23 protein-coding genes are annotated in these 26028 nt (G+C 71.8%); 1 reads left to right on the top strand and 22 read right to left on the bottom strand.

Going from position 1 to position 26028, the window contains the following annotated elements:
• Window positions 1–48: 48 nt before the first annotated feature.
• From ACFV3R_RS29000 to ACFV3R_RS28970, 7 genes are all read right to left on the bottom strand, one after another.
• Window positions 49–1449 carry an NDP-hexose 2,3-dehydratase family protein gene (locus ACFV3R_RS29000; protein ID WP_385589312.1) on the bottom strand — a complete coding sequence of 467 codons (1401 nt, stop codon included), beginning with the start codon at window positions 1447–1449 and terminating at the stop codon, window positions 49–51.
• Entirely contained in the window at window positions 1446–2750 is a 1305-nt protein-coding gene (gene rfbH / locus ACFV3R_RS28995; RefSeq protein ID WP_385589310.1) for a lipopolysaccharide biosynthesis protein RfbH, read from the bottom strand. The genes ACFV3R_RS29000 and rfbH overlap by 4 nt, the downstream gene beginning before the upstream one ends.
• Entirely contained in the window at window positions 2743–3747 is a 1005-nt protein-coding gene (gene rfbB / locus ACFV3R_RS28990; RefSeq protein ID WP_385589308.1) for a dTDP-glucose 4,6-dehydratase, read from the bottom strand. Before rfbB ends, rfbH begins: the two co-directional genes overlap by 8 nt.
• Window positions 3744–4811, bottom strand: coding sequence for a glucose-1-phosphate thymidylyltransferase (locus tag ACFV3R_RS28985; protein WP_385589306.1), 1068 nt, complete (start codon window positions 4809–4811; stop codon window positions 3744–3746). The genes rfbB and ACFV3R_RS28985 overlap by 4 nt, the downstream gene beginning before the upstream one ends.
• A gap of 102 nt (window positions 4812–4913) precedes the next feature.
• Window positions 4914–5978, bottom strand: coding sequence for a methyltransferase domain-containing protein (locus ACFV3R_RS28980; protein ID WP_385589304.1), 1065 nt, complete (start codon window positions 5976–5978; stop codon window positions 4914–4916).
• The gene (locus tag ACFV3R_RS28975; protein WP_385589302.1) at window positions 5975–7201 is read right to left on the bottom strand and encodes a cytochrome P450; all 1227 of its coding nucleotides are present in this window, start codon (window positions 7199–7201) and stop codon (window positions 5975–5977) included. The genes ACFV3R_RS28980 and ACFV3R_RS28975 overlap by 4 nt, the downstream gene beginning before the upstream one ends.
• 445 nt (window positions 7202–7646) lie before the next feature.
• Window positions 7647–8306: a TetR/AcrR family transcriptional regulator gene (locus ACFV3R_RS28970; protein ID WP_385589300.1), complete on the bottom strand. Its 660-nt coding sequence runs from the start codon at window positions 8304–8306 to the stop codon at window positions 7647–7649.
• Window positions 8307–8944: 638 nt separating this feature from the next.
• Between ACFV3R_RS28970 and ACFV3R_RS28965 the strand changes: the two genes are divergently transcribed.
• Entirely contained in the window at window positions 8945–9703 is a 759-nt protein-coding gene (locus ACFV3R_RS28965; RefSeq protein ID WP_385589298.1) for a response regulator transcription factor, read from the top strand.
• A gap of 755 nt (window positions 9704–10458) precedes the next feature.
• On the opposite strand, the gene ACFV3R_RS28960 is transcribed toward ACFV3R_RS28965, so the two are convergent.
• The 15 genes from ACFV3R_RS28960 to ACFV3R_RS28890 form a co-directional block, all read right to left on the bottom strand.
• Entirely contained in the window at window positions 10459–11043 is a 585-nt protein-coding gene (locus tag ACFV3R_RS28960) for an NADPH-dependent FMN reductase (RefSeq protein WP_385589296.1), read from the bottom strand.
• 286 nt (window positions 11044–11329) lie between these two features.
• Window positions 11330–11506 (bottom strand): hypothetical protein, encoded by a 177-nt coding sequence (locus tag ACFV3R_RS28955; RefSeq protein ID WP_385589294.1) that lies wholly within the window; start codon window positions 11504–11506, stop codon window positions 11330–11332.
• A 47-nt stretch (window positions 11507–11553) separates the two neighbouring features.
• Entirely contained in the window at window positions 11554–12210 is a 657-nt protein-coding gene (locus tag ACFV3R_RS28950; protein ID WP_385589292.1) for a hypothetical protein, read from the bottom strand.
• Window positions 12211–12242: 32 nt separating this feature from the next.
• Entirely contained in the window at window positions 12243–13109 is an 867-nt protein-coding gene (locus ACFV3R_RS28945; RefSeq protein ID WP_385589290.1) for an NAD(P)H-binding protein, read from the bottom strand.
• A 39-nt stretch (window positions 13110–13148) separates the two neighbouring features.
• Window positions 13149–13361 (bottom strand): acyl-CoA carboxylase epsilon subunit, encoded by a 213-nt coding sequence (locus ACFV3R_RS28940; RefSeq protein ID WP_385589288.1) that lies wholly within the window; start codon window positions 13359–13361, stop codon window positions 13149–13151.
• An 89-nt stretch (window positions 13362–13450) separates the two neighbouring features.
• Window positions 13451–15055 carry an acyl-CoA carboxylase subunit beta gene (locus ACFV3R_RS28935; protein WP_385589286.1) on the bottom strand — a complete coding sequence of 535 codons (1605 nt, stop codon included), beginning with the start codon at window positions 15053–15055 and terminating at the stop codon, window positions 13451–13453.
• Between the two features lie 73 nt (window positions 15056–15128).
• A complete protein-coding gene (locus tag ACFV3R_RS28930; RefSeq protein WP_385589284.1) occupies window positions 15129–16511 on the bottom strand; it encodes an MFS transporter in 1383 nt (460 codons plus the stop codon).
• Window positions 16512–16744: 233 nt separating this feature from the next.
• A complete protein-coding gene (locus ACFV3R_RS28925) occupies window positions 16745–19045 on the bottom strand; it encodes an SDR family oxidoreductase (RefSeq protein ID WP_385589282.1) in 2301 nt (766 codons plus the stop codon).
• A gap of 1 nt (window position 19046) precedes the next feature.
• The gene (locus ACFV3R_RS28920) at window positions 19047–19991 is read right to left on the bottom strand and encodes an aromatase/cyclase (RefSeq protein ID WP_385589280.1); all 945 of its coding nucleotides are present in this window, start codon (window positions 19989–19991) and stop codon (window positions 19047–19049) included.
• Between the two features lie 28 nt (window positions 19992–20019).
• Window positions 20020–20802 (bottom strand): SDR family NAD(P)-dependent oxidoreductase, encoded by a 783-nt coding sequence (locus ACFV3R_RS28915; RefSeq protein WP_385589278.1) that lies wholly within the window; start codon window positions 20800–20802, stop codon window positions 20020–20022.
• A gap of 46 nt (window positions 20803–20848) precedes the next feature.
• Window positions 20849–21112 carry a phosphopantetheine-binding protein gene (locus ACFV3R_RS28910; RefSeq protein ID WP_385589276.1) on the bottom strand — a complete coding sequence of 88 codons (264 nt, stop codon included), beginning with the start codon at window positions 21110–21112 and terminating at the stop codon, window positions 20849–20851.
• 102 nt (window positions 21113–21214) lie between these two features.
• On the bottom strand, window positions 21215–22426 hold the full coding sequence (locus ACFV3R_RS28905) for a ketosynthase chain-length factor (protein ID WP_385589274.1): 1212 nt from the start codon (window positions 22424–22426) through the stop codon (window positions 21215–21217).
• Window positions 22423–23694: a beta-ketoacyl-[acyl-carrier-protein] synthase family protein gene (locus tag ACFV3R_RS28900; RefSeq protein ID WP_385589272.1), complete on the bottom strand. Its 1272-nt coding sequence runs from the start codon at window positions 23692–23694 to the stop codon at window positions 22423–22425. The genes ACFV3R_RS28905 and ACFV3R_RS28900 overlap by 4 nt, the downstream gene beginning before the upstream one ends.
• The gene (locus ACFV3R_RS28895; RefSeq protein WP_385589270.1) at window positions 23691–24020 is read right to left on the bottom strand and encodes a TcmI family type II polyketide cyclase; all 330 of its coding nucleotides are present in this window, start codon (window positions 24018–24020) and stop codon (window positions 23691–23693) included. Before ACFV3R_RS28895 ends, ACFV3R_RS28900 begins: the two co-directional genes overlap by 4 nt.
• Window positions 24021–24047: 27 nt before the next feature.
• Window positions 24048–25535, bottom strand: coding sequence for an FAD-dependent monooxygenase (locus tag ACFV3R_RS28890; RefSeq protein WP_385589268.1), 1488 nt, complete (start codon window positions 25533–25535; stop codon window positions 24048–24050).
• Window positions 25536–26028 lie beyond the last annotated feature (493 nt).

The following is a 26028-nucleotide window of genomic DNA, read 5'->3' as shown; positions in this document are numbered from 1 at the left end:
GGAGCGGCGGGACGTCCGCGCCTCCTCGACCGGGCGTACGCGGCGGCGTCACAGGCGGACGGCGCCGGTGGTGAGGCAGGACAGCAGGGTTCTCGCCTGGACGTTCACGTAGTGGCCGTGCCGGGCGAGCCCACCCAGCTGGCCGGGTGTCACCCACTGGTAGCCCGGTGGCGGCTCCCAGGGCGCCCCGGCCAGGTCGGCATCGAGGAACGCATATCTGCTCACCGCGCCGAGGAAGCGTCCGCCCTCCTCGGAGTGGAACGCCTCGTACCGGACAGCTGCCCGTGGGGCCGCGCGCACCAGGTCGAGGAAGGGCGGGCGCCGCGCACCGTGGTGGTCCGGGTGGTTCACGGGGGTGTACTGCACCGTGGGCCCCAGCTCCACGGTGTCCAGGAAACCGCCCTCCACCCGTGCGTGTACCAGGAGGTGGGGGACGCCGGCGATCCGCCGGGTCAGGAACGCCGTGACCCCGAGCCCTCTCGGTGCGAACAGGGGCTGCGTCCATCCGCGCACCTCGCGACTGCCCGCCTCCACCTCGACGGCGACCACCTCGAAGTACCGTCGCGTGCGGTGCCGGATCGAAGCCGGCTCCCGTATCCACTCCGGCACCTGCGCCAGCCCGATCCGTTCGGCGGTCAGTCGGCGGCGGGCGCGCTCGCCGGTGAACCAGGACAGCAGTTCCGTGTCGTCGTACCAGGCGGTGGTGTCCTCGTCCGGGTGGGCGACCGGGAGACAGGCCAGGACGCTGCGCGCGTCCATGTTCACCACGAGGTCCTCCCGCAGCAGCCGGCCCAGCTGCCCCAGCGTCAGCCAGAGGAAGTCGGGGTGCCCGGCGACGTCCTCGTCCGTCTCGACGACCATGTTGCGGTTGGCCTTGCGGTAGAACCACGAGCCGTGTTCGGACTGCAGTACGTCGGCCAGCACGCGCCCCCTGGCCGGGTCGGTGAAGTACTCCACATACCGCACCCCCGATCCCCGGTGCACCCGCGAGTAGTTGCTGCGGGTGGCCTGCACTGTGGGCGAGAGCTGGACGACGTTGGGGTTGCCCGGTTCCATCTTCGCCTGCATGAGGAGATGGGGCACGCCCTGGAACCTCTTGACCAGGATGCCGAGGATGCCCACGTCGGGCTGGTGGATGATCGGCTGGCGCCACTGCCGTTCGCCCTCGTCCACGCACACCGCCAGACCGCCGACCGAGAAGAAGCGACCGCTCTCGTGCCGCAGGTCGCCGGTGTCCGGGTCGAAGGCCCAGCCGCGCAGCCGGTCGAACCCGATACGCCTGACGTCGAAGTGGTGGGCCCGCGAGCGGCTCTCCAGCCAGCCTGCGACGTCCCGTGTCCGGGGGTCCTGCCCGGGTGCGGTGTGGGACCGGGAGAGGGCGAGCCCCGCGCGCAGCCGGTCCAGGCCGGCGCTGCGCGACCGCGGGGCCGGGGTGGAGGTGAGGGTCATACCCGCGCCTCCACGAAGGCCCGGACGGAACCGACCACGTAGTCGGTCATCTCGTCGGTGAGGGCGGGGTAGACACCGACCCAGAAGGTCTGGTCGGTCACGATGTCGCTGTTGGCGAGGTCGCCCACCACACGGTGCGGCTGGTCCAGGTACGCGGGGTGCCGGGTGAGGTTGCCGGCGAAGAGCCGTCGCGTGCCGATCCTGCGCTGCTCCAGGTGGTCGACCAGGGCCGCACGCGAGAACGGGGCGTCCGGCTCGACGGTGAGCGCGAACCCGAACCAGCTCGGGTCGCTCCCCGGCGTGGCCCGCGGCAGGAGGAGGTGCGGGACACCGTCCAACCCCTCGCGGAGCCGGCGCCAGTTGTGTTTGCGTGCGGCGATGAAGTCGTCGAGCTTGTCCAGCTGTGTCAGCCCGAGGGCCGCCTGGAGATCGGTCGCCTTCAGGTTGTAGCCGACGTGCGAGAAGACGTACTTGTGGTCGTAGCCCTCGGGCAGGCTGCCCAGTTGGTAGGAGAAGCGCTTGCGGCACTTGTTGCTCTCCCCCGGGGCGCACCAGCAGTCCCGTCCCCAGTCGCGCAGGGACTCCACGATGGTGGCGAGGGGCAGCCGGGAGGTGAGGACGCACCCGCCCTCGCCCATGGTGAGGTGGTGGGCGGGATAGAAACTCACGGTGGCGAGGTCACCGAAGGTGCCGGTGAGGCTGCCGTGGTAGGTGGACCCGACGGCGTCGCAGTTGTCCTCGATCAGGTACAGCCCCTTCTCCCGGGCGAGCTGCGCGATCTCCTCGGCCTCGAAGGGGTTGCCCAGGGCGTGGGCGAGCATGATGGCGCGGGTGCGGGGCCCGATGGCCTCCTCGACCCGCCGGGCCGTCGTGTTGTAGGTGCCGAGTTCGATGTCGACGAAGACCGGCAGGAGACCGTTCTGCAGGATCGGGTTGACGGTGGTCGGGAACCCGGCGGCGACGGTGACCACTTCGTCCCCGGGCCGGAGGCGGGCTTCCTGGAGACGGTGCGAGGTCAGCGCGGTGAGGGCCAGCAGGTTCGCGGAGGAGCCGGAATTGGTCAGGAGGGCCTTGCGCAGTCCGAGGGCGCGGGCGAACCGGGATTCGAACTTCCTGGTCCGGGCACCGGCGGCGATCCTCATCTCCAGGGCCGCCTCGACGAGGGAGACCCGGTCACTCTCGTCCAGGACCGCACCGGACGGCCAGATCTCGCTGACTCCGGGAGTGAACCCGGCTCCCTCCGCGGTGTCCTGGTGGTACTTGCGGGTCTCGTCGAGGATCAGCGCCCGGTGGTCAGTCATGGCCGGCTTCCTTCCGTGTCGTGGCGGGCGGGCGGTGCTTCAGCGGCTTCCACCAGTCGGGACGGTCGCGGTACCAGGCGACGGTCTCCGCCAGGCCGCGCCCCAGCGGAACCTGCGGGGCGTAACCCAGATCCCGCCTGATCTTGCGGTCGTCCATGGCGTAGCGCCGGTCGTGCCCCTTGCGGTCGGCCACCTGGCGAATCATCGACGCCTCCGCTCCCACCAGTTCCAGGAGCCGCATCGTCAGGTCGCGGTTGGTCGTTCCGTCCCCACCACCCACGTTGTAGACCTCGCCGGCCACCCCGGAGTCCAGCACCAGTTGCAGCGCGCGGCAGTGGTCGTCGACGTGCAGCCATTCGCGGACGTTCCTCCCGTCGCCGTAGAGCGGTACGGGCAGGCCCTCCAGCAGGTTGGTGACGAAGAGCGGGATCAGCTTCTCCGGGTGTTGACGGGGCCCGTAGTTGTTGGAGCACCGGGTGACGCAGACGTCGAGTCCGTGCGTGCGCCAGTAGGAGCGGGCGATGAGGTCGGCCCCGGCCTTGGACGCCGCGTAGGGCGAGTTGGGAGCCAGTGGCCACTCCTCGGTCCACCGGCCCGTGTCGATGGACCCGTACACCTCGTCGGTCGAGACGTGCACCACCCGCGCGACCTTGGCCGCCCGGGCGGCTTCCAGCACGGTCTGCGTCCCCAGGACGTTGGTGTGGACGAAGGCGGCGCCGGAGCGGACCGACCGGTCGACGTGGGACTCGGCCGCGAAGTGGAGGACGGCGTCGTGGCCGGGGAGCAGGTCGCGCAGCAACCGGGCGTCGCACACGTCGCCGTGCACGAACCGGAGGCGGGGGTGGGCCAGGGGGAGGTTGTCGCGGTGGCCGGCGTAGGTCAGCTTGTCCAGCACGGTCACCCGGTCCCCGGTGTGTCCGGGGAGGCGGTCCCCGAGCAGCAGGCGGGTGTACCGCGACCCGATGAACCCGGCGCCACCGGTGACCAGCACCTTCACGCGGCCACCTTGATCCGGGCGTGATCGCCTACGACCAGCCTGTGGTAGGGGTCGGGCTCACCGCCGGTGCCGACCACGGCGCCCCGGCCGATGAGGGACCCGTGCAGTCCGCGCACGCCCTCCACGCGCGCGCCGTCCAGCAGGATCGAGTCGCACATGCGGGTGTCGCGGACGGTGCAGCCCTCGCCCAGGGCCGTGTACGGGCCGAGGTGGCTGTCCTCCACCACGGTGCCCGCCCCGATGATCGCGGGTCCCTCGACGCGCGAGCGCGTCACCCGGGCCCCCGCCTCGACCCGCACCAGCCCGACCAGCTCGCTGCCGGCTGCCCTCTCCCCCAGCACTTCGGGCCGGATCGCGGACATCAGGCGGCGGTTGCAGTGCAGCACGTCCTCGACACGCCCGGTGTCCCTCCAGTACCCGAGGTGCCGGCTGGCCCGGACCTCGGCGCCGTGGGTGAGGAGCCACTGGATGGCGTCGGTGATCTCCAGCTCGCCGCGCAGCCCGGTGGGGACGGACGCGCAGGCCCGGTGGATGGCGGAGGTGAAGAAGTACACCCCGACGAGCGCCAGGTCGCTCACCGGGGTACGGGGCTTCTCGACGACGTGGCACACCGCGCCCTTCGCGTCGACCACCGCGACGCCGAACGCACTGGGGTCCTCGACCTGGTGGACCACGACCTGGGCCGCCGGCCGGGTGGCCCGGAAGTCCCTGGCCACGTCGCTGACGCCCTCGGGCAGCATGTTGTCCCCGAGGTACATCACGAAGTCCTCGTCACCGAGGAACGGCCGGGCCAGCCGGACGCAGTGGGCGAGCCCGAGTGGTTCGTGCTGCCGTATGTAGGTCAGACGCATGCCTAATCGCGCACCGTCGCCGAGTTCCGCGGTGATCTGGTCCGCCCAGTCGCCGACCACGACACCGACCTCGGTGACGCCCAGGGCTCGCACGTTCTCCAGGACGTGTTCGAGGACGGGCTTGCCGGCGATCGGGATGAGTTGTTTGGGCATGCTGTAACTGAGGGGACGCAGGCGGGTACCCGAGCCGCCGGACAGCACCAGTGCCTTCATGTCGCTTCTCTCCTTGGGTTCACTTCCGGAAGGGCGCGGCCGCGGGGGCAGCGGGGTGAGGCAGCATGACCGGGCAACGGAGATGACGGCGACCGGCCGGCCTCAGGCCGGCGGCCGGCGCCCCCATACGGAGAAGCCCAGCGTCGTGACGTCACACGCCTCGGGGCGGTCCATGGCGTCGAGGAACTCGTCGATGTCCTCCCTGGTGAGGAGCCCGTTGTCGACGAGCCCCTGCCCCTGGATCTCCATCCGGGCCCGCATCAGGGCGTTCTCGGCCTCCCCCTGCCCGGGGCCGAGTGGCCTGATGGTCGTCGAGATCTCCTCCAGGCCGGCCCGGGCCAGCCGTGACGGCAGGAGCCGGCCGATCCTCGGGTTGGCTCCCCCGGCCTCAAACGCCTTGAGGTACGCCTCGACGACCTTTCGCCCGTTGGCGGTGGGGCCGTCCTCGCTCGGCATGAAGTAGAAGTCCTCGGTGAGCAGCCAGCCCCCCGGGGCCAGCCACCGCGTGGCCCGGTCCAGCAGGTCGTCCGGGTCCTTCACGGCGGAGAGCACGGCCCGCAGGAGGACGAAGTCGAAGTCTGCCGCCGGCAGGTCCTCCCGTGTGACGTCCATGCGCCGCACGGTGAGGTTCCTCGCCGCACCGGCTTGGAGGAAGCGGATGTCGTTGTCGACGGCGAGCACCTCACCACGCGGCACCCGCTCGGCCAGGCGGCGGGCCATCGATCCGCTCCCGGCGCCGACGTCGACACAGCGCCAGGTGGGCTGGAACGGCAGGCGCTCCAGCACGGCGAGGGTGCGGTCGTCGTAGTTGTTCTCCCACAGGCGGTTGATGCGCCGCTCTTCCGCCTCGCTGAGGGTGCCTGACTCGGCCATGGTGGTCTCCTGCGTCTGGTGGGAAGGGGTTGCGGTGCCGGTACCGGTGGTGTGCGCCGGACCTTGTTCCCCGGAGACCACCTCGATGGCACCGGTGGGGCAGCAGTCGGCGACGGCGCGGGCCGCCTCGAGCGCCTGCCCGTCGGCCAGTGGCTGCCGCAGGGCACGGGGGCGGCCTTCCCCGTCCAGCCGGAAGAGGTCCGGGGCCATCGCCTCACAGGTGCCCGTGCCCCGGCACACCGACGGGTCGATGCTGACGCGGGCGCCCGCAGACGTCTCCGCCTCCCCGCTCACCGCGCACCTCCCCGGTGGACGGGCAGGCGCACGATACGGCGCATGGCCCAGTTCTCGATGTACCGGACCTCCTCGCGCGGCAGGGCGAGGGTGAGGTCCGGAAAGCGCCGGAAGAGGGCGGGGAGCGCCACCTCCGCCTCGACGCGGGCCAGCGCGGCCCCCAGGCAGTTGTGCAGACCGTGCCCCAGGCCGAGGTGGCGGTTGGGGGACCGGGTGAGGTCGAGGCGGTCGGGGTCGGAGAACTGCGCCGGGTCGCGGTTGGCCGAGAGGAGCGCCGCGATGACGGGGGATCCGGCAGGTATCGGGGTGCCGTGCAACTCCACGTCGGTGGTGGCGATACGGAACAGCGCGGTACTCAGGGCGCCGTCGAACCGCAGGAGTTCCTCCACGGCGCAGGGGGTGAGGTCGGGCCGGGAGACGAGCAGCTGCCGTTGTGCGGGGTGGTCCAGCAGGGCGAGGACCGCGTTGCCGACGAAGGCCCGCACGGTATCGCTGCCGGCCATGATCATGGCAGCGACCATCGCGGTGAGCTCGTCCTCGCTGAGCCGGTCGCCCTCCTCCTCGGCGGTCACCAGAGCCGAGGTGAGGTCCGCGGCGGGCCGGCCCCGTTTGGCCCGTACCAGTTCCTCCGCGTAGGCGCATATCCTGGCGAAGCCTTCCGGTACCCGGTCCATCAGCGCGGCGTCGGAGGGGAAGGCCTGCTCCAGGGCGTCGACCAGGTCCTGGTGGCGCTCGATGGTGAGGCCGAGGATCTCCCCCATGACGGCGGCGGACACCGGCCCCGCGAAGTCGCCCATCACGTCGAACTGCTCACGTGCCGCGCAGGCCCGGAGCGTCTCGTCCACGCGCCGGACCACCGTCTCCCGCCAGCGGGTGATCCGCCGCGGCGTGAACGCCTGCATGGCCAGGCGCCGCAGCCGGGTGTGCGCCGGCGGGTCGACGACCGTGACGGCGGCCTCCAGGACGCTCCCCGCGCCGGTGACCAGTCCTGCCTGCCTGAAGGCCTCGTTGCCCCAGGTGGCACTCTCCGGACTGAAGCGGGGGTCCGCCAGCACGGCGCGCACGTCCTCGTACCGCGTCACGCACCACATGCGGACGTCTCCCACCGGGAAGGTGAACTCGTGCACCGGGGAGTTCTCCCTGAGCCAGGCGAACGAGGGGTAGGGGTCCTGGAAGTACTGGGCACTGAAGAGTTCGGCAGCCTGCATCGTTGATCCGCTCACTCGGACCTCCTTGGGTGTGTCCGGCGCCGTCGTCGAGCGCCGTGGCGGTCTCCCGGACGGTGGCCGCGCGGCGTTCACGGCCCTGGACGAGGCCTGCCGTCCTGCGGGGCTTCGCGGCACGCGCCCGAGCCCCCGGCGCCACGGCCCGTGGGCCTCAGCCTGGCCCGACCGGACGCCTGGCTCGGGGCCCGACGTCGCCTCAGACCAGCTTCATCAAGGTGGCGGGGAGATCCAAGGGGCCCAGCGTCAGAGGTCTGTCAACTTTCATCAGTCCGCCGACAACTGCCCCCGGGGGGTGGTCAGTGACCGGCCTCGGTGGGTGTGCGGACCGTGCGAGGAGCATCTGCCCGAAGACGCGGGTGCCTCCGGCGGGCAGGTGCCCCGGCCGGCTGCTCCCCGGGAGCGGACGTGGGGCCGCCGAGCGGCGCCGGGACACGCCCCGCGCCTACGGCCGGGTCCCGGGGCCGTACAGCTCCAGGAAGGCGCGCACGCCGGAGGTCACGATGCGCTCGATCTCGGCGTCCGGGATCGGGACGGCACCGTGGAAGGAGTTCTCGAAGACGTCGGAGGTGACCAGTTGGGCGAAGCGGGCCGCGGCCGTGGCCGGGTCGTCCAGCTTCAAAAGGCCTTCGTCGGCCAGTTCGCCCAGCCGGCGGGCGAGCAGGGCGCTGGTGCGACGTGGGCCGTTGGCACGCCACCCTTCCAGGACCTCCCTGGGCAGGTGCGGCGCCTCCGCGATGAGCACCCGCACCAGGGCGAAGTGACCACTGAACGCCCTCGGCGGTGCGGCGAGGTCGCGCCCCAGTGCCGTCAGACCGTCCTCCAGGCTGCCGATCGTTCCCAGGTTCTTCTCCAACAGGGCTGCCTGGTAGTCGGCGACGGCCTGGGTGCTCTCCTCCAGGACCGCGAGGAAGAGTTCCTTCTTGTCGCGGTGGTGGTTGTAGACGGTGCGCTTGGACACGCCGGCCTCGGCCGCGATGGCGTCGACGCTGGCCCGCGTGTACCCCTCCCGTCCGAAGACGGTACGGGCCGCCCGGGCGATGGCGAGGCGTTTCTCCTCCCGGCCGCCCCGCGGCGGCCGTCGGATGCTGGCGGCAGTGGTCACGATGGGAGCCTCCTGAAAAAGCGCACCGGGTGGTTCCACCGCAAGTGCACTACTCGGTACAGTTTAGTTTCGAGGCCGTTGCGGGATGAATTCCCCCGATTGATGGCCGGTTGCGGCGACGGCACCCGAGGACGGACTGGACGCGCCAGTTCCGATTGCCCGGAAGCGGGCAGTTCTTCGCCGACCGATTCCGGTACCTCTGCGTGCCGGACCGGATTACTCAGCTTGTTCTGGGACGACACTGCGCGGCTCGCACACGGGTCACCTTCCGCTTCTCCGGGAAGTGGCCGATCGCCCTCTCAACCTAAGTTATAAAACCTCGCCTACGCCCCTTCGTCGTGTGAGGCTCTTTCTCAAGGGTTGTCCCGCGATCTCCGAAGGCCTCCCGGCACCCAGCGCGACACATCGCAGCACTGCCGAATCATCCGGATACCGCCGGTATGCGGACGGCTCTCCGTCTTGCGCTGCAACGCACGGGTCGCCCTCTTTGACGCCCAGAGATTCCGGGACGGTCCTCAGCACATGGCGACGGGGGAATGCGGCCGGTCCGGGCCCGGGTTGGGCACGGACTCCGCTTGCGTCTGCCTCTCCCGCGCCTTTCGCCACCGTCACGCAGGGCCAAAGGGCTGGAGGAATTCGTGTCGCATGTCAACGGCCAGAACTCGCCTCTCCTCACCTCCTTCCCATCGCCGGGGCCCGGGGACCCCGTGCCCGGCGTCACCGTGAACCGCGAGACCTGGCATGTCCTCATCGTCGAGAACGATCCCCGCCCCTCCGATTCCTTACCCGTGGGGCTGCGCCGTCACGGACACACCACGAAGGTCGTCTCCACCGGAGCCGCGGCCCTCCGCGAGTACCACCGGGCCGACATGGTCCTGATCGACCTCGAACTCCCCGACGTGGACGGCCTGGAGGTCTGCGAGTGCATCCGTTCCGCCTGTGACATGCCCGTCCTGGCCGTGACCTCCCGCGACAGCGAGCTGGACCGGGTGCTGGGCCTCCAGGCCGGCGCGGACGACTATCTGGTCAAGCCGTACGCCTTCCGGGAGCTGCTGGCCCGCATGGAGGCGGTGATGCGTCGCTTCCGGCACCACATCGCGGTCCCCGAGACCGTCACGCACGGCGCACTGACCGTGGACGCGGCGACCCGTTCGGTGAAGGTGGGAGGCCGGCCCGTCCCGGTGACCCGGAAGGAGTTCGACCTGCTCAGCCTGCTGGCGTCCCGCCCCGGCATGATCTTCTCCCGTCGTCAGATACTGCAGCAGGTCTGGGGGGACGTGGACGTCAGCCGCAGCCGGACCATCGACACCCACGTCAACAGCCTCCGCAAGAAGCTCGGCACCGCCGACTGGATCGTCACGGTGCGTGGCGTGGGCTTCCGGCTCGTCCTGCCGTGAGACGGCCTTCCCCGGGACACCGGGTCTCCACCCCACCTGCTGCGCCGGCCAGGCAGGCGTCGAAGAACCCGGGTGCCCGGTCGTGGTGGACCGGCGGCGTCCAACCGGGAGTGACGCGGTGGCCGGCCCCGGCAGGGATGCGGTCCGGACGCCGGCCGCCGGGAAGCGGCCTCCCAGTTCCGCTCACGCCTTCCCTTCATGACACCGCCACCCCTCGTGCTCCGCGAAGGCGGACCGCACCGGCACCCTGACCCGCGGTCCCAGGGACCGGAGGGTCTCCGGCCACCGCCGCACTTCCTCGGGCTCCGTCTGCGGCACCGGAGCGGGCATCGCGGCCGACGACCGGTAGGTTCCGGGCGGACACGAGGCCGGCGAGCCCCGGTGGAGCCGTCTCGCTGCCCCGCCGCAGACCTGCGGCGCGGTCCGGCCGCCTCCTGCGCCGGCCGGGTCCACGGCCGTCCGTCGTCGCCCTGCGCGGCCCGGGGCCGACCGCCCCGGGAGGCCGGCGTCCCCGGCCCGGAGGACGATGTCGACGACCTCGCCGGGCGCCGGGCGTGCGGACATGGGCACCTCCGCTGCAGAGCGGACCACTGCAGGCGGCTCCGGTACGGCGCACCGGGGAGAGCGGCACGGGGACATGGAGGGCGGCACGGCCGACCCGCCCGGGCTACGTCGCACGTACCGCCCGGGCGAGCAGGGCAGCGCCCTCCTCGTGGCCCTGCCCGCCCCGAGGGCGGACCCTGGGGGGACAGCCCTCAGCGCTGGTAGGGAGTGGTCCTGCGCGCCGTCCGGAGGGCCTCGCCCCACCACAGGAGCTGGTCCAGGAGCTTCTTGGCCGCCACGTCCGCCCCTTCCGGAGCGCCGCCGTCCTCGAAGTCCGACCAGGGATTGTGGAAGCTGAGCATCTCCCGCACGGTCGGGGCGTGGAGTTCGGCGAAGACCTGCCGCAGGTGCTCGGCCGCCCGCAGCCCACCCGCCATGCCGCCGTAGGAGACCAGGCCCACCGGCTTGGCCGCCCATTCGGCGAGGTGCCAGTCGATCGCGTTCTTCAGCGAGGCCGGGAACGAGTGGTTGTACTCCGGAGTGATCACCACGTAGGCGTCCGCCCTGGCGATGCGGCTCGCGAGGGCGGTACGGACCTCCTCGATCTCGGGTGCGAGCGTGTCGCCGTGGTTCGGCATGCGCACCGGGAGCGGGTGGTCGACCAGGTCGATCAGGTCGAGGTCGAAATCGGGGTGGAGTTCGACCTGGCGCGCAAACCAGGCTCCCACCTTCTCGCCGAGCCGGCCGCTGCGGACACTGCCGATGATGACAGCCAGGGCCAGTGGTTCTTCGCTCATGACTCTTCTCTCCTCCGCGAAAGCAAGGGCTCCGCTGACGGCTCCGCCGGAGCCGCGGGCACAGTGGGTCATCGCGCCGCCGGCCTACGCAGGCCCGGCGGACCAGGTCGCCGGTGCGGTGACGGCGCCCCCGGGCCCGTCCAAGTCCGTTGCCGGCCCGGGGAGTCCACCACCGGGGCGGCTCACCGTGCCCTGCACGGCGGAACACCGTTGTTTACACTACACGGTGTAGGGCATCGATGTAACCGCTCGCGGTGACCCGTCATCAGCACTGCGCGGCCGGACTCTAGTCCAGGCCGCGCACGATGTTCGGCTCGTCGTCCTCCGGCACCTCCTCGCAGAACTCCCCGTCGCTGCGTCCGAGTTGCTCCTGCGCCGGATCTCCGAGCAGCGTGCGCCCGCGTTCCGCGTACGCACCCTCGTCCGGCCCCGACCACGACCTCGTGCCGTCCTGTTCACGCATACCTGCGGTCCTCTCCGTACTCGTCCGTGGCCGCCCCGGCGTCCGCATCACACTGAACCCCGGCGGTCGACCTGATCCGTGACCGTGCACACCAGGTACTCCGGGGGCGCGGCCTCCAACAGGGCTATCTCGTCCTGCCCTTCCGCGATGCGCGCATCGGCCATCCAGGCCCGGTAGGCCGAATCCCCGGTCCACATCGGGTAGTTGACGAAGGTGCGGCCGTCGTTCCCCAGGTACGGCGTGGCGGAGATGAAGCCGGGGAAGTGCCGCTTCCACTCGCCGCTCGCGGCGAGCAGCCCCAGCAGGCCCTTCATGGCCTCAGCGTGGTGCAGGTGGCGCACGGCCACCGCCACCTTGCCCGGCGGGTCTCCCATCGCGGGGCCCGCAAGTCCGGCCGCGGAGACGCCGTCGAAGACGAACACCCCGCCCACCCCTGGTTCCTCGCCGAGTGTCCGCAGTGATGACACCGCCGCCTCCGGGCCGGTGGCGGCCGTCCGGTCCCAGAGGGTGCGCAGCACTGCGGCTCGTCCGGCGTCCTCGCGGTGCAGACGCGCCGAGACGAAGCCGGGCAGGCCGCGGTGGTGTTCGCGGGCCTGACGTGCCATGCCGGCCAGGCACCGGTCGGCGGCGTCGGGCGTCCCGGTGCGCAGCACGACGAACGTCGCACGCTGGCCGGCCCGAGGGTCCTGCGTCCTCTCGTCCACGGGTTCCTCCTCACTCCTCTCGTCGTGCCCGGTCAGCGGAAGATTTCGGCGTGCTCGCGCACCCACTCGCGGAAGGTGCGCGCCGGGGCGCCGGTCACCTCGCGCACCGCCGTGGAGCCGACCTCGGGCTGACGGGTGAGGTCACGGAAGTAGTCCAGCGCCCCGTCGGCGTAGCTGGGGGGCCAGCCGGTCTCCACCATCGCCCGCCGGGCCGCCTCGTGCTCGACGTCCTCCCAGCGCAGGGTGCGTCCCAGTTCCTCAGCGATGATCTGCACCTGACGTGCCTGCGAGATCTCCTCGGAGCCGCTGACGAGATAGCGACGACGGCCGTGACCGCCCTCCAGCAGGACCCGGGCGCCCACCGCGGCCAGGTCGCTCTCGTGGACAGGCGTGCGGGTGGCGGCTCCGTAGGGGAACCGCACCACGTCACCGGACCTGATCTGGTGCGCGAAGCCGAGGGCGTTGCAGTGGAAGCCGGTGGTGCGCAGGAAGGTCCACTCCAGGCCGGTGCGCTCCAACTCGGCCTCGACGTAGGCGTGGCAGTTGTTGTCGACCGGTTCGAGACCGATGTGCACTCCGACCGAGGAGACGAACGCGACGCGCCGGGCGTGGGCCTCGATGCGTCGCAGCACCGCCGGGACGGTCTCGACGCCCAGGGTGAAGAAGGGCCACATGAGGAACACCCCGTCGACGCCTCGCAGCGCCTGGTCGAGGGAGGCGGGGTCGGCCAGGTCACCCTGGTGTGCCTCCACGCCGTCGGGCAACCGCCCGGTGTTCGGGTCGTCGGGGAGGACCAGGGCGCGTACCCGGGCGCCGGCGGCCAGCAGGTGGCGCGCGGCGTGGGGGCCCACGTTGCCGGTGGCCGCAGTGATCAGGACGGTCTGGGGTCGGTCTGTCATCTCGTCTCCTGGTGTCGGTCCGAGGCTCGGGGGCGGCGCTCAGCGAGGCGGCTGGTGCCAGCTGCGTGGACCGGGCGAGCGGTCCGGGCTCCGGCGGCGCCAGAGGGGCAGCGGGCAGCCGGCACGGCGGGGCCGGGGACCGCTCGCCTGCTCCGGCCGGCCGCGGGCCCCCGCCAGCAGGACCGCCGTGAGGGCGGCCAGTTCCTCCGGCGTGGGGGCGCCCCGCAGGACGACGAGGTCGGTGGCCTCCATGTCGCGCACTCCTCAAGGGGTGTCGGTCGTGGACGTCTCGTACCCGGGACGCCCTCCGCCGCGGAGCCGGGAGGGCTCCACGGGCGGCTTCAGTGCGGTGGGTTGCCGTGCTTGCGGGAGGGCTGCTCGCCGTGTTTGGTGCGCAGCATCGCCAGCGAGCCGGCGATGACGCGGCGCGTGTCGCGGGGGTCGACGACGTCGTCCACGAGGCCGCGCTCCGCCGCGTAGTAGGGGTGCATGAGTGCCGCCTGGTACTCCTTGATCCGTCGCTCGCGCAGTGCGTCGGGATCGTCCGCGCAGGCGATCTCCTTGCGGAAGATGACGTTGGCGGCGGCTTCGGCACCCATCACCGCGATCTCGTTTCCCGGCCAGGCCAGGGCGATGTCGGCTCCGATGGAGCGCGAGTCCATGACGATGTAGGCACCGCCGTATGCCTTCCGCAGGACGAGGGAGATGCGCGGCACGGTGGCGTCGCAGTAGGCGTAGAGCAGTTTCGCGCCGTGCCGGATGATGCCGTCGTGCTCCTGCGCCACACCGGGCAGGAAACCCGGTACGTCGACGAGGGTCACCAGCGGGATGTTGAAGGCGTCGCAGAACTGCACGAAGCGGGCCGCCTTGTCACTGGCGTCGATGTCCAGCACCCCTGCCAGGTGCAGCGGCTGGTTGGCGACGACGCCGGCCACCTCGCCGCCGAAGCGGGCGAGGGCGCACACCACGTTGGGCGCGAATTCGGCGTGCACCTCCAGGAAGTCCCCGTCGTCGACGATCTCCTCGATGACGGCGCGTACGTCGTACGAGCTGCCGGGGGCGGCCGGCACCACTTCCAGCAGGCGGTCGTTGGAGCGGTCCACCGGGTCGGTGGTGACGCCGGAGGGCGGCAGTTCCCGGTTGTTGGCGGGCAGCAGCGACAGCAGGTAGCGGACATCGGCCAGACACGTCTCCTCGTCGTCGTACGCGGCATGGCAGACCCCGGAGGTCCGGGCGTGGACGTCGGCGCCGCCCAGCGCCTGCCGGTCGACCTCCTCCCCCGTGACGGCCTGGACCACCTCGGGGCCGGTGATGAACATCTGGGAGGTCTGGCGCGACATGAAGACGAAGTCGGTCAGGGCGGGTGAGTAGGAGGCACCGCCCGCGCACGGCCCGAGCATGACGCTGATCTGCGGGATGACCCCGGAGCCGCGGGTGTTGCGCCGGAAGATGCCGCCGTAGCCGGCGAGGGCGCTCACCCCCTCCTGGATGCGTGCCCCCGCGCCGTCGTTGAGCGAGACCAGGGGCGCGCCCGTGGCGAGGGCCATGTCCATGACCTTGTGGATCTTCGCGGCGTGCGCCTCGCCGAGAGCACCGCCGAAGGCGCGGAAGTCGTGGGCGTAGACGAACACCGTGCGGCCGTCCACCGTGCCCCACCCGGTGACCACACCGTCGCCGTGCGGCCGGTTGTCCTCCATACCGAAACCCGCGGCCCGGTGCCGCCGCAACGGCTCGATCTCGACGAAGGAGTCCTTGTCCAGCAGGAGTCCGATCCGTTCCTGCGGGGTGAGTTTGCCGCGGGCGTGCTGGCGCGCGGTCGCCGCCGAGCCCGGTCCGCCGCGGGCCGCTTCCTTGGCCCGGGCCAGTTCCAGGAGCCGTTCGGGCGTGGTGGGCACCGCGGGTCCCGCCGCTGGGCGTGCGCCGACGTGCGGGTCGATCGTGGTCATGCGTCCTCCCTGGGAGGGGTGTGGGCGGGGGAGCTGCGGCGAGCGGGCCTGCGGGCGGGCGACTCGGTCCGGATCACGGTGCACGCCCCTGCCGAGCACGCGCCGGGGCGCCGGACAGGCCGGTGAGCGCGACGAGGAGGCCGAGGGCGCCGACACCGGCCACCGACCACCGGGCGGCCGTGAAGGAGCCGGCGGCCGCCGCAGCCGGGTCGGCCGGGCAGAGGGCGGCCACCAGCGTGACCGTGAGCGCCGCCCCGAACTGGACCAGGGTCTGGTAGGCCGCCCCCGCGGTGGCCCGGGCGGCCCCGGTCCGCCCGGAGAGCGCGTGCGTGTTGAGTGCCGTGAAGGCGCAGACGAAGCCGGCCCCCACCAGCAGCAGGGTGGGGAGCAGGTCCAGGACGTAGGACCTGGGGAGGCCGGGGCGCAGGAGGAGCAGGTAGCCGAGCAGTGGCAGTGCGGCGCCCGCAGCGATGAGCCGAGGGGCACCGAAACGCGCCACGAGGCGTCCTGACAGCAGCGCCGTCAGGAGCAGGGGGACGCTCGCCGGCGTGAACGCCAGCGCCGTCCGCAGCGGGCCGTAGCCGAGTTGTTCCTGCAGTTGCAGGCTGACGAGGAAGAGCAGGCCCACGTGTGAGCCGTTGAGCGTGGCCGCGCCGAGCGCTGCGCGCAGCAGCCGGCCGTCGCCCGGGGCCGCGCGCGGCAGGAGGGGCTCCGCCGCCCTCGCCTCGAACCGGTGCAGGAGGAGGGGGAGGACCACGACGGCGGCGAGCGCGGCGAGCGAGGCCGGTGCGGTCCACCCGGCGTACGCCACCAGCGCCACGGCGGAGACCGGCGCCACCAGGGTGAGCCCGACGAGCACCGCCCCGACGGGGTGAGGGGGGTGGGTGCGGCCCGGGTCGTCTGCCGGGACGAGCCGGAGGCCGGCCAGGAGGAGGACTGCCACCACCGGCGCGGGGGCAGCCATCGTCCAGCGCCAGTCGACGGAGGTGAGCAGCCCGGAGACCAGCAGCCCGGCCGTGAAGCCCGCCGCGCCGAAGAGGGTGTAGAGGGACACCGCCCGTCGCCTGCGGGGCCCGTCCGGCACCGTGGATGTGATGATGGCGAGACCGGTCGGGGCAGTCATCGCGGCGCAACAGCCCTTCACGCACCGCGCCGCCAGCAACAGCGCCGCATCGTCGGAGAGGCCGGTGACCACGGACGCCACCGCGAAGACCAGCAGCGCCGTCAGGTAGGTGCGGCGCCGGCCCCAGCGTCCGACCAGGCGGGCGCCCACCAGCAGGAGGCCGGCGAACCCCAGTGCGAAGGCGCTGATGAGGCCCTGAGCGGCGAGTGGGGGGAGCCCCAGGTCCGCACCGACTCGTGGCGCGGCGACGACGAGAGCGGAGACTTCGAGGGCGTCGATGAGCATCGTGCCCGCCAGCACGGCCAGCAGGCCCCAGTGGGGCGTGGGAGTCACCGGTCCGGTGGGCCGGTGAGCGACGGGCGGTGTGGCCGGTGGCGTCACGGGGTTGTGCCTCCTGTCCGCGGTCGGCGCGTGCGGGGCGGGTGGGGTGGTGGGGCGTGGGCCTGCCGGGGCCGGCGGTGTTCCGTTGCCTTCCGGGCACCGACCGGGTCCTGCGGTGCGGACGGCGGGTGGCCGCCGGGGGGCGGTCGCCCCTCCCGGGCGTGGCCGGGCGGGGCGGGAGGTGCTCAGGCGAGCGAGGTGCCACCACTGGCGTCCACGACGGTGCCGGTGACCCACCGGGCGTCCTCGGAGGCGAGGAAGGCCACGACGTCGGCCACGTCGGCCGGCTCGCCGACCCGCCCGAAGGCGGACAGGCGGCTCATCTGTTCGACCGCCTCGGGCATGTCGAAGAGCGGGTTGTCGTTCCGGGTGATCCCCGGACGCACGCTGTTGACGGTGATCCCGCGCGGCCCCAGGTGCTGGGCGAAGTGCAGCGCCATCTGTTCCAGCGCGCCCTTGGACATGGCGTAGACGATCTCCTCGGGGTTGGCGCAGCGGGTCAGCGCCGAGGAGATGTTGATCACCCGTCCGCCGTCGGGCATGTTCTGCAGGGCACGTTTCGTCAGGAAGAACGGTGCTTTGGTGTTGACGTCGAAGAGGCGGTCGAACTGTTCGGCGGTCATCTCCTCGGGCGCCGAACCCCCCATGACGCCGGCGTTGTTGACCAGGATGTCCAGGCGGGTGGCGCCGGTGCGCTCCCGCAGCCCGGCCTCCAGCGCCAGGAACAGCTCGTGGACGTCGCCCGGTGTCCCGAGCTCCGCACGCAGGGCGAAGGCCCGGCCGCCGTCCTTCTCGATCCTGGTGACGACGTCCTTCGCCGCCTCCTGGTTCTGCGTGTAGTGCACGGCGACGAGTGCGCCCTCCGCGGCCAACCGGATGGCGGTAGCCCGCCCCATGCCCCTGCTGGAGCCGGTGACCAGCGCTGTCTTCCCGGTGAACCTACTCATGACGTTCCTTCCTCGCGGGGCCGGGGTGCCGGCCGTGGCGGTGTGGTGGGTCACTTCAGGCAGTGCGTCGGCCGGCGGGCCGAACCAGCGCCCGAGGGCGGCCTCCAGCCCCTCACCGGCCCGTCCGGCCCAGGCCACGTGGGCGTCCGGGCGGAGGAGCACCGCTTCCCCGCCCGGCACTGCGCCCTGGGCGCGCACCACGGTGACGCGGTCCTCCCAGGGCCGGGCGATCGCCTGGAGTGATGCGGGCTTCTCGGTGGGCCGGGGGGAGGGGACGATCAGCAGTCCCTTTCCGGTGCGCAGGAGTTCGCCGGTGGTGGTGTACCGGCCGTCGGCGTCGCACAGTCGTGTGGGAGCCAGGCGGTGGCCGATCGGTCCGGTGGCGTCGTGCGGATAGCGGATGTCCAGGCCGGAGATCATCCCGGCGAGGTGTGCCCGGGTCTCCTCGTGCGCCATCAGTTCGCCGAGCACGTTCCGGAGGGGCTCCACCTCCGGGCCGCCGAGGAGCAGCAGGGCCTGGGCGCGGATGTTGGCGAGAGTCCGGGCGCCGACGGCGTGGCGCTCGGTGTGGTAGCTGTCGAGGAGGCCTTCGGACGCCTTGCCCCGGACGTGCAGTGCCAGCTTCCAGCCGAGGTTGACGGCGTCCTGGAGACCGAGGTTGAGGGCCTGTCCGCCGATGGGCATCTGCTGGTGTGCCGCGTCTCCGGCCAGCAGGAGCCGCCCCCGCCGGTAGTGGGAGACCTGACGGCTGGCGTCGTGGAAGGCGTTGACCCACAGCGGGGTGCCCGCGCTCACGTCCTCGCCCGTGACCCGTCGCCATGCCTCCGCCACCTCGGGGTAGCCGGGCGCGCGTGCCCGGTGCCGTGCGACGCTTCCGAAGACGTGGACCATGATCCGGGTCACGCCGTCGTCACGCCGCGAGGCGACGGCCAGACCGTGTTCCCGGCGTTCGAAGCGACGGTCGGGGATGTCGATGCCGGCGACGTCGGCACGGAGCATCTCCCGTGTCGCGTCCTGACCCGCGAAGTCGACCGGCATGAGCCTGCGCACCAGGCTCTCCTCGCCGTCGCATCCCACGACTGCCAGGGCGCGCAGGGTCACGGCACCCGCCGGCCCCTCGGCGTGCACTTCGACGTGGTCGCTGCGCACGGTGACGTCCAGGACGCGGTGGGCGCGCCGGACCTCCGCGCCCAGCGAGTCCGCCCAGGCGCCCAGCAGTTCCTCGATGCGGGTCTGCGGTACCTTCCACTGGCCGGGGTGGCTGCTGGGCAGCGTCAGGTCCATGGGGATGCCGCCGAAGTGGCCGCGGGGCACGCGGGGCGGGCTGCCGAGTTCCCTCAGCAGGCCGCGGCTGTCGAGTACCTCCATCGTGCGGGCGTGGAGCGTGGAGGCCCGCGACTCGGTGGTGGGTTCGGCCAGCCGCTCCAGTACCACCACCGTCGCCCCGCCCCTGCGCAGTTCCCCGGCGAGCATCAGCCCCACCGGCCCCGCGCCGACCACCACGACCTGGGTGCGGGCGGTGGACAGGTGACCGGCCATCTCAGCGCTCGCGTTCCGCGTGGTCCTTCGCGTGCCCCAGCGTGGCGCGGCTGTTGGTGCTGAGCGCGTCGCGGACGTAGTTCCTCGCGTCCTCGACGGAGGCGTCCGCACCGAGCAGGCCGGCGATGTTGTCGGGGTTGAGCACCACGGTGTGCTGTGAGGTGGCGGCGACCTCCCCCTCGCCGGGGACGAAGGTCCACAGCCCGGTGTGCAGGCGCATCAGGGGCGGCAACGTCACCTGTTTGTAGGCGATCAGGTGGTGGGGCAGGCACACCCGGTGCGACCTGGTGGTGTGTACCGAGCCGTCCTTGGCCTTGGTGTCCATCTCCAGCGTCTGGAGCCCCGGGGCGTCCTCGTCCAGGCGCACGTGCGAGACGTGGGGCAGGCGCTCGGTCCACCGGTCGGCCTCGTTGATGAAGTCGTACACGTCCTCGGCCGGACCGGCTATCCGCACCGTGTCCTCGAAGGAGAACGTCAGGTCGCGCGCCGCGTGCGCAGCTTCCACGTTCTCCTTCAGGGCGGCCAGTTCCGAGCGGGAGTTGCCGTCCACTGCCCGGTCGATCCACTCCAGGCCGGCGGGGTCGTCGTTCACCGCGCGGTAGTCGTGGGTGAGGACTATCCGGGCGCGGTCGGGCGAGAGCGGTTCGACGGTCCACACGCCGCCCATGGCGGCGACCGGTGGTGTGGAGACCTCCTGCCGGAAGGTGATCCGCCGCCCGTCGGGGTCCAGGACGCGGCGCGAGGTCCAGGTCTTCGGCTCGCCGTTGGCGGTCGCCCAGACGCGTATCCGTTCCTGCTGGGAGCCGAGGTCGGTGCGGTCGACGTGGATGGTCGGTGGGAAGATGCGCGGCCAGTTGCGGACGTCGGCGATGAGGTCGTAGACGACGTCGGCGGGCGCACCGACGGTGATCCGGTGCTCTGTCTCGTGCACGCCGTTCTGCGTCATGTCACAGCCTTTCTGTGCGACGGGGGTTTCAGAAGTTGCCCAGTCCTCCGCAGACGTTGAGTGCCTGTGCCGTGATCGCGGCTGCGGCGTCGCCGGTCAGGTACTCCACCAGACCGGCGACCTCTTCCGGGGTGGCGTAGCGGCCGAGGGGGATCTTGGCCTGGAACTTGGTGAGGACGGTCTCCTCGTCGGTCTGCCATGCCTGGGCGTAGCCGGCGCGCACCCGCTGGGCCATGGGGGTCTCGACGTAACCGGGGCAGACCGCGTTGACGGTGATGCCGGTGGGGGCCAGCTCGTTGCCCAGGGCCTTGGTGAAGCCGACGACGCCGTGCTTGGAGGCGGAGTAGGGGGCTCCGAGGACGACACCCTGTTTGCCCGCGGTAGAGGCGATGTTGATGATGCGCCCCCGGCTGCGGTGCCGCATCCCGCCGGCGTTGAGCACCTCCCGGGTCATCCGGAAGACACTGTTGAGGTTGGTCTCCATGACGTCGTACCAGAGCTCGTCCGGGAGGTCCGCGGTCACGCCGCCACCGCTGCGGCCGGCGTTGTTGACCAGGACGTCGACTTCGCCGTGCCGTTCGGTCGCTGCCTTCACGAAGGCGCGCACCGAGGAGTCGGAGCGGACGTCGAGCACCGTCCCGTCGACGGCGAGCCCCTCCTCCCGTAGCTCCTTGACGGTGCTGTTGAGGTTCTCCTCGCCTCGCGCGCCGATGTGGACGGTGTGGTGGCGTCCGAGCAGACGTGCGGTCGCCAGTCCGATTCCGCTTGTGGCGCCGGTGATCAGTGCGAGGGGACGGGTGGTGGCGGACACGGTGGCTCCTCGGTTCGAAGGTGGCGGGTCAGGGGTTCGCGCGGTGTCACGCCCGTACCGCGATGCGCTCGTTGACCGCGTCGATGAGCTGGCGCGGGGTGGTGTCGTCGGTCAGTTCGACGTCGTCCAGGCAGACGTCCCATTCGCGTTCGACCCGGCCGGCTGTCTCCAGCATGGCCAGGGACTCGTAACCGAGTGCGATGAAGGCGGTGTCGAGGATGTCGCCGTCGAGGACGGCGGCGTCGTCCGCCCCGGCGCCCTCCATGAGGACACGCCTGAGGTCGTGAAGGGTGAAGCGGTGTGCGGTCATGGTCCTCTTCTCTCTGCTGGGTTGCTGCCCGGCCCGTGTTCGGGGCGGGCAGAGGCGGGGGTCATGCCAGGCGGCTCACCGCCGGCCGCTGTGCGCGGGGCGTCAGGCGGTACGGACCACCAGGGCGGAGTTGAAGCCTCCGTGCCCCCGGGCGACCACCAGGGCGGTGCGCAGGCGCGCGCCGCGGCACTCGCCGGTGACCAGGTCGAGGGCGTGGTCGGCGGCGGGTGTCACGTTGACCGTGGGCGGGATGACCTGGTCCTGGAGGGAGAGCAGGGCTGTGGCCACGTCGAGTGGGGCCGCTCCCGAGTTCAGCCGGCCGGTCATCGTCTTGGGTGCGGTCACCGGCACACCGCGGGGGCCGAACACGGCCTTGAGCGCGCCGGCCTCCCGGCGGTCGAGTTCGGGTACGGCGGCGGCGTCCGCGAAGACGACGTCGACGTCCTCGGGGCCGGCGGCAGCGTCCCGGAGCGCCACCTCGATCGCCGTGCGCAGTCCGGGCTCGCGGTCGCTCCCCGGCCGGGGGTCGAAGGTGGCCCCGTAGCCGGCGAGTACGCCGCGGACCCGGGCGCCTCTCTCACGGGCCCCTGCCAGGTCCTCCAGGACGAGGAGGGCGCCCCCCTCGGCGGGCACGTGTCCGCACGCCCCTGCGTCGAAGGGCAGGTAGGCGCGGTCCGGTGCCTCGACCTCGCTGAGCCGTCCGCCGGCGAGCTGGGCCACCCACCCCCACGGGCACAGCGCAGCGTCCACGCCGCCCGACAGGACCATGCGCGTCCCCTTACGTATCTGACGGCGGGCGTGGGCCAGGGCGTCGAGCCCACCAGCCTGGTCGCTGACCACCACGCCGCTGGGGCCCTTCATCCCGTTGCGGATGGAGATCTGGCCGCTGTTGACGGCGTAGAACCAGGCGAAGGACTGGTAGGCGCTGACGTACTCGCTGCCCCGGCTCCACAACTTGCGCAGCTCGTTCTGTCCGAACTCGAAGCCACCGGAGGAGCTCGCGGTGATCACACCCATGTCGAAGGGCGACCACGCGTCGGTGCTGATACCGGCGTCCTCCAGCGCCCAGTCGGCGACGGCCAGTGCCATCCGGGTCATGTGGTCGGTCTGGGGGAGCAGGCGTCCCGGCAGGTGCTCCTGCGCGCAGAAGCCGGGGACCTCGCCTGCCAGCACGGCCGGGTAGGACGAGGGGTCGAACCGCGTGAGGCGGCCGATCCCGCTCTCCCCCGCACAGGTGGCGGCCCAGTAATCCTTGACGCCCAGCCCGTTCGGGGCGGCCACGGACATTCCCGTGACGGCGACGGACGCGGTCATGCCGGGCTCCTTCCTGGGGAGGTGAGGACCATGGCGCTCTGGAAGCCGCCGAAACCACTGCCCACGGTGAGGACGGTGTCGGTCCGCCAGTCCCGGGCCGTCAGCGGAACGTAGTCGAGGTCGCATTCCGGGTCGCGCTCGTGCAGGTTGGCGGTCGGCGGGACGACGTCGTGCTGCATGGCCAGCGCCGAGGCGGCGATCTCGATCGACCCGATGGCTCCCAGTGAGTGGCCCACCATCGACTTGATGGAGCTGACCGGCACCTTCCGGGCGTGGTCGCCCAGGCTCCGCTTGAAGGCGGCGGTCTCGTGGCGGTCGTTCTGCTTGGTCCCCGACCCGTGGGCGTTGACGTAGTCGACCTCCTGGGGCGCCACCCGGGCCTCGTCGAGGGCGACGGTGATGGCCTCGGCCATCTCGGCGCCGTCGGGCCGCAGCCCTGTCATGTGGTAGGCGTTGCTCCGGGTCGCGTAGCCGGCGATCTCGGCGTACACGTGTGCCGCGCGCGCTCTGGCGTGCTCCCACTCCTCCAGGACGAACACGGCCGCCCCCTCCCCCAGTACGAACCCGTTCCGCGTCCGGTCGAAGGGACGTGAAGCGCGTTCCGGGGCGTCCCGCCGAGGTGTGGTGGCCTTGATGGCATCGAAGCAGGCCATGGTGATGGGGGAGATCGGGGCGTCCGAGGAGCCTGCGATCATCACGTCGGCCGAGCCCTCCCTGATGAGTTCGGCGGCGTGCCCCACGGAGTCGATCCCGGAGGTGCATCCGGTGGACACCACGGTCGTCGGGCCCTGCGCGCCGACGCTCCACGCCACCTCGGCGGCGAAGGAGCTGGGGACGAAGTAGTCGTAGAGGTGGGGGACGGCGTACGCGTGGTCGACGAGGTCGAGGCGGCCCCCGTCGCTGACCACTCGGTACTCCTGGTCGAGGCCGGTGGTGGCGCCCACCGCGCTGCCGATGGTGACACCCGTGCGGTACGGGTCCGCGGAGGCGAACTCGATGCCGCTGTCGGCCAGCGCTTCGCGGGTGGCCACCACCGCGAGCTGCGCGGCCCGGTCCATCCGCCTGGTCTCCTGCGGGCTCAGGCCCCACTGCTCACCGTCGAAGTCGATCTCCGCGGCCACCTGGGAGCGGAAGGGCGACGGGTCGAAGAAGGTGATGCGGCGGGTCGCCGTCCGGCCCGAGGCGAGCAGTTCCCAGAAGTCCTTGGTGCCGACGCCGCCCGGCGCCAGGACCCCGATCCCGGTCATGGCCACACGGCGGCCACTCACGCCTGCGCCTCCCAGGTGTAGAAGCGCTGGGCCATCGCGTCGGCCGGCGACCGCCAGGTGTCCGGGTCGTATGCCGTGATGAACGGTTTGAGGTCGTCGCTGATACCGACGAACCGCGGGTCGGTCCTGGCCGCCTCGATCCGGTTTCCGCCGTCGTTCTCTCGGAAGTCCTGCAGGTGGAAGTAGAGCCCCCGGTAGGAGAAGAGCTGCCGGCGCCGGGTCCCCATGCGCTCGGGCATGTCGGTGGCGTCGAAGTCGGTGAAGAGCTGCGCCACGTCGGCTGCGTGGGACGACGCCATCCGCGCCACGATGAGCGTGCTGTGCATGGTCTCTCCTTGAGTGCGGAGTCGGTTTCAGAGGGTTGGGGCAGTGGGGCGCGGAGCGCCGAACCAGCGCTCCAGGGACGTGGGAAGGTCCTGGTGGCTTCCCGGGGCCGCCCAGGCCACGTAGCCGTCGGGGCGGACCAGGACGGCTGCGGTGCCCTCCAGTGCGCTGCCCCCGGCCGGTTCGTGCGGAGCGGCCGTCACCACGTCCACCCGGTCGGCCCATCCGGCGGCCCGGCTCCGCAGGACGGGGTTGTCCTCGAAGTCCAGCAGGACGCCCCGGCCACCGTGCAGCAGCCGGTTGCTGCTGGTCTTGGTGTCCTCGCCCACCAGGTCGGTGGCGGGCAGCCGCCGGCCCAGCAGGGGGTGGGTGCCACCGCCCACGTCGTAGGTGATCTCCAGTCCGCTCACCATCCCGGCGAGGTGACGGCTGACCACGTCGTGTCGGACCAGTTCGGCCAGGACGTCGCGCAGTGGCTGTACCTCGGCGCCACCGAGGATGAGCAGCCCCTGCGCGCGCGTGTTCATCAGCAGTCGCCGGCCGACCTTGTGCCGCTCGTCGTGGTAGGTGTCCAGCAGCCCGGCGCCGGCGCGTCCCTGGATCACGGCTGCGAGCTTCCAGCCCAGGTTGAACGCGTCCTGGATGCCGGTGTTCATCCCCTGGCCGCCGGCCGGGAGGTGGATGTGGGCGGAGTCTCCGCCCAGGAACACCCGGCCTCGCCGGTACTCGGTGGCCAACCGCGTGGCGTCCCCGAAGGAACTGATCCACAGCGGCCTCCCGTGGGAGATGTCCTGGCCCGTCACCCGTTTCCAGCCGTCCACGACCTCGTCGTAGGAAGGTGGCTCGGTGCGGCGCCGCGGTGGGGTCCCGCGTTCGCACAGGATGAGCCGGGTGGCGCCGCCGGGCAGCGGGCCGACCATCACCATTCCCCCGTCGAAGGTCTCCCCGATCATGCGGGGGTCCAGGTCCAGGCCCTCGACGTCGGCGAGGAACATCTCAAGGCCGGCCGCGGTGCCCGGGAACGCGAACCCGGCAGCCTTGCGGACGGTGCTCCGCCCGCCGTCGCAGCCGGCGAGGTACGCGGCGTGCAGGGTCCGGTCCCCGTCCGGTCCCCGTACCTCGACGGCGACCCGGGAGCCCTCGTCGGTGATGGAGCGCACCTCGTACCCCCGGCGGAGGTCGGCGCCCAACTCCTTGACCCAGGACTCCAGAACGGCCTCGGTCTGTGATTGCGGGATGCTTTTGGCCGCCTGGGGAGCCCCTTCGAGAATTCCGAAGTCCACGGGCACACCACCGAAATGGCCGGCGTTACTGGTGTCGATGTCACCGAAACGCGACAGCAGTCCGCGCTGGTCGAACACCTCCATGGTCCGGGTGGTGAAGCCCAGCCCGCGCGACTCCCCGGTCGGCTTGGCGAGTTTCTCCAGCACTATGACGTCGACTCCGGCGAGACGCAGCTCACCTGCGAGCATCAACCCGGTGGGTCCCGCCCCCACGACGATCACTGAAGCGTCCATGTACCTCTCCTCACATTGCGCGGATTCTTCCTGAGGCGGTTCCGGAAAGGAGGTCGACCAACTTCCGCTGGTGTTCGGTGCGACTCCCCCGGCATTCGTCCCTACCGCGATCCGGGGAGCTGTGGTCGAAATCAGAGTCCATCTTCATCTTCGGGAATTCCTTGTTCAAGGCATTCCATGTCAGGCCAGTGTCAAGAAGGTTCAGGTCGTCGCGCGGGTCCACGGCCGCCGGGCGACGGGCCCCAGGCGCACGGCACGGAGTTCCCCCGGCCCTCCCCCGCGTGCGGCCGGGGCGGGGCACAGTGCGTGGAAAGGGGCGCGTAACCGCGTCCCTCTACCTGACGGCCACTGGTACGGATGCGAACCCGCCCGCAGCCGACGGCAGTTCGACGGTGGCCACTCAGTCCTTGATCTCGCAGATGACGGCGCCGGAGGTGATGGAGGCGCCGACCTCGGCGTTGAGCCCCTGGACGGTGCCGGAGCGGTGGGCGTT

It is taken from the genome of Streptomyces sp. NPDC059740 (assembly GCF_042733155.1).
Classification (GTDB): Bacteria; Actinomycetota; Actinomycetes; order Streptomycetales; family Streptomycetaceae; genus Streptomyces.
Note: the sequence above shows the minus strand (reverse complement) of the source record. Positions and strands in the feature narration are given on the sequence as shown.

Excerpts from the sequence above, each read along its gene's own strand:
- ACFV3R_RS29000 (WP_385589312.1), bottom strand. The coding sequence starts at position 1,449 with ATGACCCTCACCTCCACCCCGGCCCCGCGGTCGCGCAGCGCCGGCCTG.
- rfbH (WP_385589310.1), bottom strand. The coding sequence starts at position 2,750 with ATGACTGACCACCGGGCGCTGATCCTCGACGAGACCCGCAAGTACCAC.
- ACFV3R_RS28985 (WP_385589306.1), bottom strand. The coding sequence starts at position 4,811 with ATGAAGGCACTGGTGCTGTCCGGCGGCTCGGGTACCCGCCTGCGTCCC.
- ACFV3R_RS28960 (WP_385589296.1), bottom strand. The coding sequence starts at position 11,043 with ATGAGCGAAGAACCACTGGCCCTGGCTGTCATCATCGGCAGTGTCCGC.
- ACFV3R_RS28955 (WP_385589294.1), bottom strand. The coding sequence starts at position 11,506 with ATGCGTGAACAGGACGGCACGAGGTCGTGGTCGGGGCCGGACGAGGGT.
- ACFV3R_RS28945 (WP_385589290.1), bottom strand. The coding sequence starts at position 13,109 with ATGACAGACCGACCCCAGACCGTCCTGATCACTGCGGCCACCGGCAAC.
- ACFV3R_RS28940 (WP_385589288.1), bottom strand. The coding sequence starts at position 13,361 with ATGGAGGCCACCGACCTCGTCGTCCTGCGGGGCGCCCCCACGCCGGAG.
- ACFV3R_RS28935 (WP_385589286.1), bottom strand. The coding sequence starts at position 15,055 with ATGACCACGATCGACCCGCACGTCGGCGCACGCCCAGCGGCGGGACCC.
- ACFV3R_RS28925 (WP_385589282.1), bottom strand. The coding sequence starts at position 19,045 with ATGGCCGGTCACCTGTCCACCGCCCGCACCCAGGTCGTGGTGGTCGGC.
- ACFV3R_RS28920 (WP_385589280.1), bottom strand. The coding sequence starts at position 19,991 with ATGACGCAGAACGGCGTGCACGAGACAGAGCACCGGATCACCGTCGGT.
- ACFV3R_RS28910 (WP_385589276.1), bottom strand. The coding sequence starts at position 21,112 with ATGACCGCACACCGCTTCACCCTTCACGACCTCAGGCGTGTCCTCATG.
- ACFV3R_RS28905 (WP_385589274.1), bottom strand. The coding sequence starts at position 22,426 with ATGACCGCGTCCGTCGCCGTCACGGGAATGTCCGTGGCCGCCCCGAAC.
- ACFV3R_RS28895 (WP_385589270.1), bottom strand. The coding sequence starts at position 24,020 with ATGCACAGCACGCTCATCGTGGCGCGGATGGCGTCGTCCCACGCAGCC.
- ACFV3R_RS28890 (WP_385589268.1), bottom strand. The coding sequence starts at position 25,535 with ATGGACGCTTCAGTGATCGTCGTGGGGGCGGGACCCACCGGGTTGATG.